Here is a 14,569-nt window from a genome sequence, read left to right on the forward strand (position 1 = left end):
ACAAGCGTCAATTTTTTTACTTGATACATCAAGTCCTACAGCATACTTTAAATTCATAACTCTTTGATTTTTAGATAAACAAAAAATTACAGTAGACTTTGCTCATTTTTTATACAGCATCTTTCTATTAAAGCAAGTGCTTAAGTACTATTGTGACTATAATGTAATTAAAACCAAGTAGATTACCCTAGTGTATGCAATATCATCTATGATGTATTTCGCCCCGATAGTATTTTGCAACTTGGTTTTGTTTATCAATTATTACTATTTCAAAGATAAATAATTCATATTTTTAAATCTTAACAAAGATATGAGCCCCGATGGGAGTGAAAATCTTTTTTCTTTTTTGTTGCCTTCGAGTGCCTCAGGCAACAAAAAAGAAAACCTCGAGCAACAAAAAAGAAAAAATTGTAGCGGACAGCGGGACTAAAAGTCTTTATGGAATGTGGGATATATGCTTCTAAAAAAATTAATCGAAACGTATTGCTTTTACTGGTGAAATCTTGGTGATGATATAAGATGGAATTAATAATACCAGCAAACAAACAATCACGGTTCCGATATTTAATAATGCGATGTGAAGTAAATTGATACTTACTGGCGCTTCGTTTACGTAATAGTTTTCGGGATTGAGTTGGATTACGCCGAAGAATTTTTGAATTACTAATAAAGAAATAGCGATTAGATTTCCCCAAAATAATCCGCGAGCGATTAAATAGAAAGCGTTGTACAAAAATATTTTTCGGACATTCCAGTTGTTGGCGCCCATAGCTTTTAGAATTCCGATCATTTGGGTGCGCTCTAAAATTAGGACTAATAATGCGACTACCATATTAATAGTAGCTACGACAATCATTACGATTAGAATAACCAGAATGTTGAAATCGAACAATTTTAGCCATTCGAAAATACTATAATATTTTTCTTCGATGGTGATGCTATTATAAGTAGGCGGAATTTCTTTGTAGACTTCCTCGCCTTTTTCTTTGATTTTGGAGAAATCGTCTACAAAAACTTCGAATGCTCCAACTTCTGTTGGCTGCCATTTGTTGATGAGTTGCACGTGGCGAATATCACCTATTATATAAGTAGCATCGAATTCTTGAAAACCTGAGTTGAAAATTCCAGTGATTAGGAAGTTTCTTTTATTAGGAAGTTTTCCGTTTTCTTTCATGAAAAAGGTTAGAAACTTATCGCCTACTTTTAAATGCAGCCGTTTAGCTAAATATTCCGAAATCAGAACTTCGGTATTGAGTTCGGATTTTAGATTTGGGATTTTACCATCGACTAGATATTCTTCTAGATTGGTAAAATTATAATCTTTCCCAACACCTTTATATATGATGCCTTCGAACGCTTTTTCTGTACGAATGATTCCGGCTTTGCTTGCAACCGCTTGCACATGACTGATGCCTTCTACATTTTTGAATTTAGGATAGAAACTTTGATTGATAGAAATAGGCTCGGTAGTGACTTGCGATTGATTATCATCGAAATTAGAAATAATAATGTGTCCGTTGAAAGCTGAAACTTTCTCGCGAATTTTATCTTGAAGTCCAACACCTGTAGCCACCGCCATAATCATCATAATAATTCCGATGGCAATTGCCGTAATCGCAATTTTTATAATTGGCGAAGAAATACTACTTTTATAACTTTTAGCAGCAATTAGTCTTTTGGCTATGAAATATTCTAAATTCAAGGTTTTTATGACATCTAAATTATTTTTCAAAAGTACATTATTATTTTTTTCTTTACTAATCGTTTCGTGTGGAAGTAGTAAAAAGGCTATTCCGCAGAAAAAATCGAGTAGTGATAATGTGACTTTGACTTCCACTTCAACTGATGTCACTTTTAAAACCGGAGCCGAAAACTTTGAAAGTTATTTGCCACTATTGAAGGATAAACGTGTTGGAATAGTTACGAATCAGACAGGAATTCTTTCAAAAGAGAAGCATTTGGTTGATTTTTTAATCGAACAAAACATCAATCTTCAGAAAATTTATGCACCTGAACACGGTTTTAGAGGAACCGCTGATGCTGGCGAATTAATCGTGGATGGAAAAGACACCAAAACAAATTTGCCGATTATTTCCCTTTACGGAAACAACAAAAAGCCAAAACCAGAGCAATTGGAAGGAATTGATATCTTGGTTTTTGATTTACAAGATGTGGGCGCGCGATTTTACACTTATATATCTTCGTTACATTATGTGATGGAAGCTTGTGCTGAAAACAATATTCCGCTTTTGGTTTTAGACCGACCAAATCCGAATGGAACTATTATTGATGGTCCAATTTTAGAAAAGGAACACACAAGTTTTGTTGGGATGCATGAAATTCCAGTTTTGCATGGAATGACGATTGGCGAATATGCAAAAATGATTAATGGCGAAAAATGGCTAAAAGATAGCTTGCAATGTGATTTAAAAGTAGCGCCTTGTTTGAACTATTCGCACGATATGAAATATAGCTTACCTGTGAAGCCTTCGCCTAATTTACCAAATGATCAATCGATTAATTTATATGCGAGTTTGTGCTTTTTTGAAGGCACGAATGTAAGCTTAGGTCGCGGAACGGAGAAACAATTCCAAATTTACGGTTCGCCCTTGTTACCTGAAAGTGAATTTGATTTTAGCTTTACTCCGCAACCTAATTTTGGAGCAAAAGACCCCGTTCATAATGGAAAATTATGCTTTGGAGAAGATTTAACCGAGATTAGAAAAATACACCGATTGGAATTAAAATGGTTATTGAAAGCTTACGAAAACACAGCAGATAAAACCGTTTTCTTCAATGATTTCTTCACCAAATTAGCTGGAACCAAAAAACTCCGTGAACAAATTGAAGCCGGAATGACCGAAAAAGAAATTAGAAAAACTTGGCATGAAGGTTTGGAACAGTTTAAGGAAGTTAGAAAGAAGTATTTGATTTATGAGTGATGTTAGGTGATGGAAGATTTTAAAATTATATTATTATGAAATTAGTGATTTTGATTACAGAAGAAATACTTTTAGGGAAATTTATTTTTACCTTTTTACTTGGTTTATTATTTATCAGTTTTGGATATTTTTTTCTAAAAAAAGACAACAAAAATTCTATGAGGAAAACGGACATAGACGAAAATAAATATAATTCATATTACAACAAAGTGAATCATCATAAAAACTTAATTGCAATATTTTTAGGATTTTTTATAATTATGCTTTCAATGATTTTCTTATATCAGTATTTAACTTTTTAAAATTTAGAAATACAAATAAATCCTTAAGTGACAACTTTCCTCCATTTCATTCAAATATTAAAAGCACTGATGATTTATTATGAATAATGGAAGATGGAAAAATGGAACACAAATTTACAAATTATCACAAATTATATAAAGAGATTCCTAACGGAATGACAAGATTGCGGATAAAACTGAACATTAATCCCGATAGCTATCGGGAGAACACTGACCACTTACTAAAGAGGCAACTTCTCCTTCATTTTCTCCACAATATTAAATGCAGCTGGACAAATCGCAACATTTAGCAAAGTTAAATCGGTGATTTGTTGGAATTTTTTTCTATCTGTGTGTGGGAATTCTCGACAGGCTTTTGGGCGCACATCGTAGATGAAACATTTGTTGTCGCTATCTAAAAACGTACATGGAACACTTTTTAACACATAATCTTGGTCTTCATCTATACGAAGATATTGGTCAATAAACTGTTGTGGTTTTTGACGCAAACTTTTAGAAATTCGTTCAATATCTGCCGAAGTAAATAACGGCCCCGTTGTTTTGCAACAATTGGCACACTCTAAACAATCCGTTTTTTTGAATTCGGCATCGTGTAAATCTTGCATTACATAATCCAAATTCTTGGGTGTTTTCTTTTTTAGCTTGTCAAAATACTTTTTGGTTTCGATATGTGTATCTTTGGCAAGTTTTCCGAGTTCGTTTAAATTTGGCTTTAGCATTTTATGAATTTTCTTCTGCAAAGTTAAACAACTTTTAAACTCCTAAACCTTTAAACTTTTAAACTTTTTTATGAAAGACCTTTTCGGAAAAGCCATTTTAGATTACCAAACGAATAATTCTCCCGAAGATTTAATCACAGAAACTTCTATTTCAGAAGCGGATGAAATGAGCGTTACTTATTTGTTTCGTGATTTTAAAGACATGCCAAAATTGGAACAAAAAGCGTTACAATTGGCCAAAGGAAAAGTATTAGACGTAGGTTGCGGTGCTGGAAGTCATGCTTTGTATTTACAAGAAAAAGGTTTTGAGGTTACGGCAATTGATATTTCAGAAAACGCGATTAAAGCTTGTGAATTAAGAGGTTTGAAAAACTGTAAAGTTTCGGATGTATTGAATTTAGATACTTCAGAGAAATTTGACACTATATTACTTTTAATGAACGGAACTGGAATTTTTGGAAAAATGAATCAGATTTCGAAGTTCTTGCAAAAACTAAAATCACTTTTAAACGAAGGCGGACAAATTTTAATTGATAGTTCGGACTTAATTTATATGTACGACCAAGACGAAGATGGCGCTTACGAAGTTCCTGCTAATGGATATTATGGTGAATTAACCTTCAGTATTCAATATAAAGGAGAAACCGAAGACACTTTTGATTGGCTATATTTGGATTACAACACGCTACAAAATGCCGCGATTTCTAATGGTTTAGAATGCGAATTGATTTTGGAAGGAAAGCATTTTGATTATTTGGCGAAGCTGACTAATCTTTAATCGGAAACACATAGCCACAATAGTTTTCTTTTTGAGCGAAAAGGCATTTCACTTTACATAGAAATCAATAGAGAAACTTAAAACAGAAACACAGATTAAAGAAATTAGATGAATTTTTAAAATTTCTTAAATCTGTGTTCCAAAAAAATTGAATTTGAAATTTCCGTTATGGAATATTCAAATATTTATGCGTTTGCAACGAAACTCTCCATTTCGGATTATTCATTACATATTCTACAATTAAAGGTGTCATTTCTTCTTTTTTGCTCCACTCGGGTTGTAAAAACAAAATGGCGTTTGGATTTACTTTAGCCGCTTGTTCTTCTGCAAAAATGAAATCATGTTTGTTGTAGATGATTACTTTTAATTCGTTGGCAATATCATAAGCACTTTGAACAGGTAATTTATTTTTCTTTGGCGACAAACAAAACCAATCCCAAGTTCCAGAAACTTCATACGCTCCAGAAGTTTCAATATGTACTTTTAAATTTTGTGCTTTTAATTTAGAAGTCAATAACGTCATATCCCAAGTCAAAGGTTCTCCACCAGTCACAACAACCGTGTCAGCGTACTTTTTAGCATTGGCAACAATAATATCGGTATTCGTTGGTGGATGCAATGCTGCATTCCAACTTTCTTTCACATCGCACCAATGGCAACCTACATCGCAACCGCCAATTCTTATAAAATAAGCTGCTGTTCCTGTGTGATAACCTTCACCTTGAATCGTGTAAAACTCCTCCATTAAAGGCAACATTTCGCCTTTTTCAACCGCTAATTGTACTTCTTTCTGTAACATTTCAAATAAAAATAGTGGGCAAAGATACAACTTGGAAGTTAGAATTTAGAAATAAGAAGTTAGAAATTGATTTTACACTTGAACTTGTTCTTGAAATTTCCTTCGATTTTAACTACATTTGAAATTCAAAATACATCAAAATGAGCAAGACAGAAGATTTTAGCAAACATATAAACGAGGGCTACGCTTGTAAAGGCGAATTCATTACATTAGGTGGTGGAATTTTAGATGGCGAAGCGGTTCCAAATACCCACGTAAACATTCCACTAAAAACCTTAAACCGTCACGGATTAATTGCAGGTGCAACTGGAACTGGAAAAACCAAAACCATTCAAGTATTATCGGAACAATTATCTTTAAATGGAGTTCCTGTTTTGATGATGGATATTAAAGGAGATTTCTCTGGAATTGCAATGCCAGGTGAAGAAAAATCATTCATTACAGAACGTCATGCTAAAATTTCAATTCCATACGAAACAAAAGCTTTTCCTGTGGAATTAATGACCATTTCAGAACAAAACGGAGTTCGATTAAGAGCTACTGTTTCTGAATTTGGACCTGTTTTATTCTCTCGAATTTTAGATTTGAACGACACGCAATCTGGCGTAGTTTCCATCATTTTTAAATATTGCGATGATAATAGTTTGCCTTTATTAGATTTAAAAGATTTCAAAAAAGTACTTAATTACGCAACCGAAGAAGGAAAAGCAGAGTTTGAAGCCGAATACGGAAGAATTTCAACCAGTTCAACCGGTTCCATTTTGAGAAAAGTTATCGAATTAGAACAACAAGGTGCGGAATTATTCTTTGGCGAAAAATCATTCGACATCCAAGATTTAATGCGAGTTGACGAAAACGGAAATGGCTACGTGAACATCATGCGTTTGACAGATATTCAAGACAAGCCGAAATTATTCTCGACTTTCATGTTGAGTTTGTTAGCCGAAATTTACAACACCATGCCAGAACAAGGCGATGCTGGACGACCAGAATTAGTAATTTTCATTGATGAAGCCCATTTGATTTTTGACGAAGCCAGCAAAGCATTATTAAATCAAATTGAAACGATTGTGAAATTAATTCGTTCGAAAGGAATTGGAGTTTATTTCATTACGCAAAATCCAATGGATGTTCCAACAGGCGTTTTGGCGCAATTAGGTTTAAAAATTCAACATGCGTTGAGAGCTTTCACGGCAAACGACAGAAAAGCAATTAAAATGACAGCTGAAAATTATCCCGATACTGATTTTTATGAAACCGATGAAGTGCTAACTTCGTTAGGAATTGGAGAAGCTTTTGTAACCGCATTAAGCGAAAAAGGAACGCCAACGCCATTAGTAGCCACCATGATGCGAGCGCCTATGAGTAGAATGGATGTTTTAACAGAAAGTGAAATTGAAGCAAGTATCACAAAATCGAAATTAGCAAAAAAATATAACGAAGTTGTTGACCGAGATAGCGCTTACGAAATGCTAAACAAAAAAATTGCTGAAGCACAAGAAGTCGCAGCCGAACAAGAAGCCGAAAAACCAACCAGAAAAGCAAAAGAAGAACCAAGTACAACAGAAGTTATTGGAAAATCGATTACCAAAGTAGTAACAAGCGCTAGTTTTATTCGAGGCGCTTTTGGTCTATTAATGAAAATGTTCAAGAAATAATGAAAGGATTTATTACAATTGGATTACTTATACTTTCTAATGTTTTTATGACATTAGCTTGGTATGGTCATCTAAAATTCAAAGAATTAAAGTGGTTCGAAAACGCTGGATTAATAACAATTGTATTAATCAGTTGGGGATTGGCTTTATTTGAATATTTCTTTCAAGTTCCTGCGAATAAAATTGGTTATGAAGGCAACGGCGGTCCGTTTTCATTAATGCAACTGAAAGTGATACAAGAAGTAATTACTTTGGTAATTTTTGTGATTTTCTCAATGGTTTTCTTTAAGAACGAAACTTTTAGATGGAATCACGCAGTAGGATTCTGTTTTTTAGTATTGGCAGTTTATTTTATATTTAAGAAGTAATAAAATGAAAAAATATTTTATCCAAAAATCACCATTTGTAGTTCCAACAACAGACGGGAAATTGATTGAAGAACATCACGGATTAGCAACTACAAATAATTCAGCGATTTCAATTGCACATATGATTGCACCACCAGGTTGGAGCGAACCTTTTCAAACTCCAGAATTTGATGAATACACTTATATTATCAAAGGGAAAAAGCAATTCATTATTGAAGATGAAATATTAATTTTAGAAACAGGTCAATCGATAAAAATTGAGAAAAACACTCGCGTTCAATATTCAAATCCGTTTGATGAACCGTGTGAATATTTAGCAATTTGTACGCCTGCGTTTAGTATGGATTCCGTTAACAGAGAAGAATAAAAAAAAGAGGCGATTGCCTCTTTTTATTTATTTTAATAATTCTAAAATTTTATTTTCTACTTCTTCTGAATTCCAATTTTTTTGAATATTATCCATTTTCAAAACTTCTTGCATAATTTCATTTTGAAAATCGCCAATTGCCATGGCTTCTGAATAAGGTTGTAAACTAAAAGTCACACGGCTATATAACGGCAACCATTTTTCTGGATGTTTGTCCGAAAACCATTTTTCGATTTTCTTTTGTAGTAAGAAATTAGCATCCGCAGTTTTTGCACTCATTTCTTCAAAATTTCTTCTCGAAAGTTCGGCAATAGCATCGGCGTTTGGTTTTCTTGAAATTTCGTAGGCTTTAAAAATTCGATCCCAATCGTCTCCATATTGTTGCATTAATTCATTCAGAATCGTAATATCTTCAAAACCCGCATTCATTCCGTGACCATAAAAAGGCACAATCGCGTGCGCAGAATCACCAATTAAAGCAATTTTATCGTTAAAAGTCCAAGGGAAACATTTCATAATCGCCAAATAACTGTTCGGATTTCTGAAAAAATCACGCACTAAATCTGGAATTACGTCTTTTGTATCAGGAAAATAAGTCGCGAAAAACGAAACTAACTTTTCTTCATTAGTTAACGATTCAAACGAATTTTCGCCTTCAATCGGCATGAACAAAGTACAAGTAAAAGAGTTGTCTAAATTAGCCAATCCCATCAACATGAAATTACCTCTTGGCCAAATATGTAAGGAATGAATATCAATTTTTGGAGAACCATCAGCATTAGCAGGAATATGTAATTCTTTGTAACCTATTTTCATGAACTCTTGCGAATAATCAAACATCGATTGACGTTGCATTCTGTGTCTAATTCTCGAGAAAGCGCCATCGGCTCCAAAAACTTTATCATATTTTAACTCGGTCCAATCACCTTGTTCGGTTTCGCCTTCCCACAAAGTTGCTGTGGCTAAGGTTACATCCCAAATTTTACGTTCGAAGAAAAATTCTACACCTTCAGCTTCCGCCAAATCGACCATTTTTCTATTCAAAACGCCTCTTGATAAAGAAAAAATAGCTTCGCCTTCTTTTCCGTAATATTGATAATTCAGTTTTCCATCTTGTAAGTGAATCGCTCTTTTATCTACTGGAATTCCGATTTTTCTAATTTCTTCATCTAAACCTACATCTTCCAATGCTTTCCAACCGCGATTTGACATCACCAAATTAATAGAACGACCTGAAAACTCAACCGTTCTAATATCGGGACTTCTGTCGAAAACATGTACTGTATGTCCAGCTCTTTTTAAATAGATTGCCAATAAAGTTCCTACTAATCCAGAACCTACTACAGCAATTTTTTGTGGCGTTTGCATGAAGATTTTTGTAAAAATTTGGACTGCAAAAATACGGAATAATAAATTTCTAAGCCCGACTTTTATCAGATTTTTCATTTTGAGTTCAAATTTTGTTTAATTATTTTTAATATTAGTTAAACAAAATGTATCTTTGAATAAAAATTGCTATGAGAAAGATTACGAAAGACGAATTGTTCTATATGTCAAAAGTGCCGCGACTGAACTTAGTCAATTGCGTTACCGGTTACAAATCCGCTAATTTAATTGGAACAGTTTCAACTGAAGGCGTATTAAATGTTGCTGTTTTCAGCAGCGTTACGCATTTGGGAAGCGAACCACCATTGTTAGGATTTATAGTTAGACCCACAACGGTTCCAAGAGACACTTATAAAAACATAAAAGAAACTGGATTCTTTACTATAAATCATATTACCGAAGAAATGATTGCCGATGCACATCATACATCCTCAAGTTATGACGAACACATTTCAGAATTCGACAAAACTAATTTAGAACCCGAATTTATAGACCATCACAAAGTCCCTTTTGTAAAAGGAAGTCCTATTCAATTACTTTGTAAATATGTAAACGAATACAAAATTGAAGAAAACGACTGTATTCACATCATCGCTTCGATTGAAACTATTTATGCAGATGAAAATTTGTTTCATGATGACAATTGGATGCAATTAGACAAAGGAAATGTAGTAGCTATTAATGGTTTAGATGGTTATGCTGTTCCGAAACTATCAGACAGATTTCATTATGCACGACCAGATAAACCTTCAACTTCGATGTTATAATGGCGCATAAAAAAGTAAATCTTCCCGAAAAAATATGTAAAACCTGTCAACGCCCTTTTTCATGGCGCAAAAAATGGGAGAAAAATTGGGAAGAAGTTGTGTATTGTAGTGATAAATGTAGAATGAATAAAAATTTCAAAAATCAAGTTCAAGGGCAAGATGAATAATCAAACACAAAAAAAAGGAACACAGATTTGAGAAATAAGAGAAATCTTTAAAATCTTTTATGAACTTTTTCACAAAGTTATTCTGTAAAGAAAACTTATGTGACTTATATGTTTAAAATTATGAACGGATTAGTATGGTTTAGAAACGATTTGCGCACGATTGACAATCATTCGTTGTACAATGCTTGTAGGGAAAATGAAAAAGTAATTGGCATTTATTGTCTAGATCCAAGACAATTCGAAACAACTCAATACGGTTTCAAAAAAACAGAAAAATTTAGAACGCAATTTCTTTTAGAGACTTTAGCCGAATTACAACAAAATTTAGCGGAGAAGAATATCTCCTTATTAGTTTATTACGGTTATCCCGAACAATTGATTCCAGAAGTAGCTGCAAAATATCAAATTGACACGATTTATAGCCAAAACGAATGGACGCAAGAAGAAGTGGATATTGAATCTGAAGTGCGAAATTTAATTCCTGCGGTGAATTGGAAAAAGTATTACGATCAATTCTTATTTCATCCTGATGATGTTCCGTATGAAGATTGGGAGAAAATTCCAGAAGTGTTTACGGAATTTAGAAAACAATTAGAAAAGAAAGTTCGAGTACGACCAACAGTGGCTATTACAATAAAACTTATTTCTAATGTAATTGAAGAAAAAATTACAATTCCTACGTTGGAAGATTTGGGATTTGACTCCGAAGCTTCGGAGTTCAAACAACCGAATAAAACCGCTTTTCCTTTTAAAGGTGGCGAAAATCATGCTAAAAAAAGAATCAAAGACTATTTTTGGGACACCAAAAAGCTAGCTGTTTACAAGAAAACTCGTAATGGTTTGGTTGGAAAAGATTATAGTTCGAAACTTTCAGCTTGGTTAGCGAATGGTAGTATTTCGGCAAGAACAATTTACTGGGAAGTGCAACAATTTGAGAAAAAAGTAGTCAAAAACGAAGATACGTATTGGTTGATTTTCGAATTGATTTGGCGTGATTATTTCAAATACATTTCGCTAAAACACGGCAACAAAATTTTCCAATTGAACGGCATTTTGCAAAAAGAATACCATTGGAATCAAAACACAAAAGCTTTTAATCAATGGACGAACGGCACCACACCAGAACATTTTGTGAACGCCAACATGATTGAATTGCAAAGAACAGGTTGGATGAGCAATCGCGGCCGTCAAAATGTGGCGAGTTATTGGGCAAAAGAATGGGAACAAGATTGGCGCATTGGGGCGGCTTATTTTGAGAGCATGTTGATTGATTACGATGTGCATAGCAATTATGGCAATTGGATGTACAATGCTGGTGTTGGCAACGATCCAAGAGATAGAAAATTCAACATCAAACGTCAAGCAGAAATGTACGATTGCGATGGAAAATTTCAGAAAATGTGGTTAATTCCTGAATTATTTTAGATGAAAACACTTCGATTACTTTTGGGCGACCAACTCAATTCGGAACATTCTTGGTTTGATGAAGTCAATTCCGAAGTGGTTTATGTAATGGCAGAAATGCGACAGGAAACGGATTATGTGAAACATCACATTCAAAAAGTGGTGGCGTTTTTTCTTTCGATGCGCAATTTTTCAGAGGAATTGAAGCATAAAGGTCATCAAGTGGTTTATTATAAAATTTCGGATGCCAATAATCCTCATAATTTAGAACAATTGATTCTGGATTTGGTTGAAAAGAATACAATCGAGCAATTTGAATACCAACTTCCGGATGAATATCGATTGGACGAGCAATTAAAATCCATTTGTGAAAAACTTTCTATTCCCACAAAAGCCGTTGATTCTGAACATTTTTATACTTCTAGAAATGAGTTGGCTGATTTTTTCAAAGGAAAAAAGCAACTTTTAATGGAAAGTTTCTATCGCATGATGCGAAAAAAACACGATGTTTTAATGGTCGGCGATCAACCGTTAGATGGAAAATGGAACTTTGACCAAAACAACCGCAATCAATATAAAAATGAAGTTCCGATTCCGTTTCCTTTGGAATTTCCTAAAAATGTGAAGGAACTTGTTGCCGAAATTGAAGCGCAAAACATCACGACTTTTGGAAGTATTGATATGGAAAATTTCAATTGGCCGACTTCCAGAAACGAAAGTTTACAATTGATTGACTATTTCTGTGAGCATTTGTTGGAACATTTTGGAACGTATCAAGATTCGTTATTTTCTGGACATAAATTTCTATTTCACTCGCGTTTGTCTTTTTCGATGAATTCTAAAATGATTAGTCCGAAAGAAGTTGTGGATGCTGTGATTTCATATTATTACCAAAATCAAGAAACCATTGAATTGGCACAAGTAGAAGGCTTTGTACGACAAATTATTGGTTGGCGCGAATATGTCAGAGGAATTTATTGGAAAAAAATGCCGAATTATGCCCAAATGAACGCCTTAGAAAACTACAATCCACTACCTGAATTCTTTTGGACCGGAAAAACCAAAATGAAATGCATGCAACATTCGATTTCTCAAAGTTTATCGGAAGCATATGCACATCATATTCAGCGTTTGATGGTTATTGGCAATTTTTCGTTATTAGCACAATTACATCCTGATGAAGTTGACGCTTGGTATTTAGGCGTTTACATCGATGCGATTGAATGGGTAGAAATACCTAATACACGCGGTATGAGTCAATATGCGGATGGTGGAATTGTAGCCACGAAACCTTATGTTTCTTCTGGAAGTTACATTAATAAAATGAGCAATTATTGTGGCAGTTGTCATTACAACGTAAAAGAGAAATTGGGCGATAAAGCCTGTCCGTTTAATAGTTTGTATTGGCATTTTTTAGATGAGAAAAAACAGCATTTTGCAAACAATCAAAGAATGAGCATGATGTTAGCTTTACTAAGAAAAATGAAACCTGAAGAATTAGCCGCTACGAAAGAAAAAGCGATATCGATTTTGGAGGATATCAATAATTTATAAAAAAACCGAAGCTTTTAAAACTTCGGTTTGGTTATTTATTTATTAAAATTAATCCTATTCCCATTTGTCAGTTCTTTTTTGTTGATCATTTAGAGTTAAATAGTGAATAGCAATTAACAACTGAATATTAGGATCTTCTAAATCGAATTCTTTCGGATTTTTATAAATACTTTGTTGTAACCAGCCTACTGATTCAAAATCTCCAGCTTCAATAAGTCTATCCGCATAATTTTTAACTTCTGGATTATTTTTTCCAAATTCAGTCAAAAATTTTTGATATTTCCCATTATATTTTGAACCTAAATTTTTTAATTCCAAACCAGTATCTGGATAAGTCGCTTTTCCAAACTCCCATATTTCATCAAACGTAGATTTCGAAATAGAATTGTAAAGTTCTTTTTGTTTTTCAAAATCCACTTTCTCTAAAATCGGGTGCCAACCATTTTCTAATAATCCCGGTAATATTTTAGAAAAACAGACTTTAAAATCAGATTTTTTATTTTCAGATATTTGGTTTTTAAAAAAGTCTCTTATTTTATTCAAGTCAGAGATTTGATCAGTGGAAAAGTTATTCTCTAGTTCAACTGTTGAATATTGAGATTTACAAGAGAAACTCAGTTGCAAAATTATTATTCCAAATATCAATATTAATACTTTTCTCATATTACAAAACAAAAAACTTTAAGAAACTGAAACAAGTTCAGTTTGACAAAAAAATTATTAAACTTGTATATGTCCCCAATTTTGACCCCATTTAATACGGTAAATTTGCATTTCGGAAACATTAAATTCTTTTGCGGTTTTTCTAACGCTGAACTTTTCACCTTGTCGCTTCATTTTTAACTTAATCCGAATGACTTGTGTAGAAGTTAGCTTTTTACCATCTCTTTTAATATTATTTTCTTGAAACTTTTTAAAAGCTTCTTTTACAGCTGGACTTTTGTGTCCGTGAGCGCGCATCTCATTGTAAGTTGCCCATTTTAAATTGTACAACTGATTATTCATTTTATCATAATCAAGATGTAAAACATATTCTTGGTCTTCACTTACTCTTGGAATAAAAAGCTCCGCTACCATTTTATGAATGGCATGAGAATAATAACTTTTCTTTCCGTTAACCGATCTAACATAACGTAAAAATAGAAAACCTTCAGTTGGAGCACCTTTTAGAATTTTCCCGTTTTCAATTTTATCAGTAAAACTTTTAAGTCTACCATAATTAGAAACAGCATATCTAACCTTACCTGGAACTTCAATTGGATATTCTCTCCATTGTTCAATTACAAAATGACTCATATTTTTGTCTTTAAATAAATTAAGGGGCGTATTATTTAAGACTTTCGTCTGATTTAATGCAA

General features: G+C 33.4%; 16 protein-coding genes. 10 read left to right on the forward strand and 6 right to left on the reverse strand.

The features are described from left to right. Positions 1-469 precede the first annotated feature (469 nt). Positions 470-1,702, reverse strand: coding sequence for an ABC transporter permease (locus tag BP92_RS0109620; RefSeq protein ID WP_026725877.1), 1,233 nt, complete (start codon positions 1,700-1,702; stop codon positions 470-472). A 7-nt stretch (positions 1,703-1,709) separates the two neighbouring features. On the opposite strand from BP92_RS0109620, the gene BP92_RS0109625 reads away from it, so the two are divergent. Together BP92_RS0109625 and BP92_RS0109630 are read left to right on the forward strand one after the other, a co-directional pair. Further along, complete coding sequence (locus BP92_RS0109625) at positions 1,710-2,942, forward strand: exo-beta-N-acetylmuramidase NamZ family protein (protein ID WP_026725878.1); 1,233 nt, start codon at positions 1,710-1,712, stop codon at positions 2,940-2,942. A gap of 35 nt (positions 2,943-2,977) precedes the next feature. Next, positions 2,978-3,244: a hypothetical protein gene (locus BP92_RS0109630; RefSeq protein WP_026725879.1), complete on the forward strand. Its 267-nt coding sequence runs from the start codon at positions 2,978-2,980 to the stop codon at positions 3,242-3,244. A gap of 221 nt (positions 3,245-3,465) precedes the next feature. Here BP92_RS0109630 and BP92_RS0109635 read toward each other — a convergent pair whose 3' ends face one another. Further along, positions 3,466-3,963: a YkgJ family cysteine cluster protein gene (locus BP92_RS0109635; RefSeq protein WP_026725880.1), complete on the reverse strand. Its 498-nt coding sequence runs from the start codon at positions 3,961-3,963 to the stop codon at positions 3,466-3,468. Positions 3,964-4,033: 70 nt separating this feature from the next. On the opposite strand from BP92_RS0109635, the gene BP92_RS0109640 reads away from it, so the two are divergent. Next, the gene (locus tag BP92_RS0109640) at positions 4,034-4,741 is read left to right on the forward strand and encodes a class I SAM-dependent methyltransferase (RefSeq protein WP_026725881.1); all 708 of its coding nucleotides are present in this window, start codon (positions 4,034-4,036) and stop codon (positions 4,739-4,741) included. A 166-nt stretch (positions 4,742-4,907) separates the two neighbouring features. Here BP92_RS0109640 and BP92_RS0109645 read toward each other — a convergent pair whose 3' ends face one another. After that, positions 4,908-5,540 (reverse strand): 7-carboxy-7-deazaguanine synthase QueE, encoded by a 633-nt coding sequence (locus BP92_RS0109645; RefSeq protein WP_026725882.1) that lies wholly within the window; start codon positions 5,538-5,540, stop codon positions 4,908-4,910. Between the two features lie 140 nt (positions 5,541-5,680). Here BP92_RS0109645 and BP92_RS0109650 point away from each other — a divergent pair, with 140 nt between their 5' ends. From BP92_RS0109650 to BP92_RS0109660, 3 genes are read left to right on the forward strand one after another with little or no spacing between them, the layout of a single operon-like run. After that, the gene (locus BP92_RS0109650; RefSeq protein ID WP_026725883.1) at positions 5,681-7,198 is read left to right on the forward strand and encodes a helicase HerA-like domain-containing protein; all 1,518 of its coding nucleotides are present in this window, start codon (positions 5,681-5,683) and stop codon (positions 7,196-7,198) included. After that, the gene (locus tag BP92_RS0109655; protein WP_026725884.1) at positions 7,198-7,566 is read left to right on the forward strand and encodes a DMT family protein; all 369 of its coding nucleotides are present in this window, start codon (positions 7,198-7,200) and stop codon (positions 7,564-7,566) included. Before BP92_RS0109650 ends, BP92_RS0109655 begins: the two co-directional genes overlap by 1 nt. Positions 7,567-7,570: 4 nt before the next feature. Further along, the gene (locus BP92_RS0109660; RefSeq protein WP_026725885.1) at positions 7,571-7,933 is read left to right on the forward strand and encodes a cupin domain-containing protein; all 363 of its coding nucleotides are present in this window, start codon (positions 7,571-7,573) and stop codon (positions 7,931-7,933) included. 27 nt (positions 7,934-7,960) lie between these two features. Here BP92_RS0109660 and BP92_RS0109665 read toward each other — a convergent pair whose 3' ends face one another. After that, positions 7,961-9,301, reverse strand: coding sequence for an FAD-dependent oxidoreductase (locus BP92_RS0109665; RefSeq protein ID WP_026725886.1), 1,341 nt, complete (start codon positions 9,299-9,301; stop codon positions 7,961-7,963). A 149-nt stretch (positions 9,302-9,450) separates the two neighbouring features. On the opposite strand from BP92_RS0109665, the gene BP92_RS0109670 reads away from it, so the two are divergent. From BP92_RS0109670 to BP92_RS0109685, 4 genes are all read left to right on the forward strand, one after another. Next, positions 9,451-10,086 (forward strand): flavin reductase family protein, encoded by a 636-nt coding sequence (locus BP92_RS0109670; RefSeq protein WP_026725887.1) that lies wholly within the window; start codon positions 9,451-9,453, stop codon positions 10,084-10,086. Next, positions 10,086-10,253 (forward strand): DUF2256 domain-containing protein, encoded by a 168-nt coding sequence (locus BP92_RS16925; protein ID WP_084329708.1) that lies wholly within the window; start codon positions 10,086-10,088, stop codon positions 10,251-10,253. The genes BP92_RS0109670 and BP92_RS16925 overlap by 1 nt, the downstream gene beginning before the upstream one ends. Before the next feature lie 120 nt (positions 10,254-10,373). Beyond that, positions 10,374-11,678: a DASH family cryptochrome gene (locus BP92_RS0109680; RefSeq protein WP_245598372.1), complete on the forward strand. Its 1,305-nt coding sequence runs from the start codon at positions 10,374-10,376 to the stop codon at positions 11,676-11,678. Then, positions 11,679-13,211 carry a cryptochrome/photolyase family protein gene (locus tag BP92_RS0109685; protein WP_026725889.1) on the forward strand — a complete coding sequence of 511 codons (1,533 nt, stop codon included), beginning with the start codon at positions 11,679-11,681 and terminating at the stop codon, positions 13,209-13,211. Between the two features lie 54 nt (positions 13,212-13,265). Here BP92_RS0109685 and BP92_RS16075 read toward each other — a convergent pair whose 3' ends face one another. Together BP92_RS16075 and BP92_RS0109695 are read right to left on the reverse strand one after the other, a co-directional pair. Further along, entirely contained in the window at positions 13,266-13,874 is a 609-nt protein-coding gene (locus BP92_RS16075) for a hypothetical protein (protein ID WP_245598373.1), read from the reverse strand. Between the two features lie 57 nt (positions 13,875-13,931). After that, positions 13,932-14,507 carry an NUMOD4 domain-containing protein gene (locus tag BP92_RS0109695; RefSeq protein ID WP_026725890.1) on the reverse strand — a complete coding sequence of 192 codons (576 nt, stop codon included), beginning with the start codon at positions 14,505-14,507 and terminating at the stop codon, positions 13,932-13,934. Positions 14,508-14,569: the final 62 nt, after the last annotated feature.

The sequence above is a fragment of the Flavobacterium sasangense DSM 21067 genome (assembly GCF_000686885.1).
Classification (GTDB): domain Bacteria; phylum Bacteroidota; class Bacteroidia; order Flavobacteriales; family Flavobacteriaceae; genus Flavobacterium; species Flavobacterium sasangense.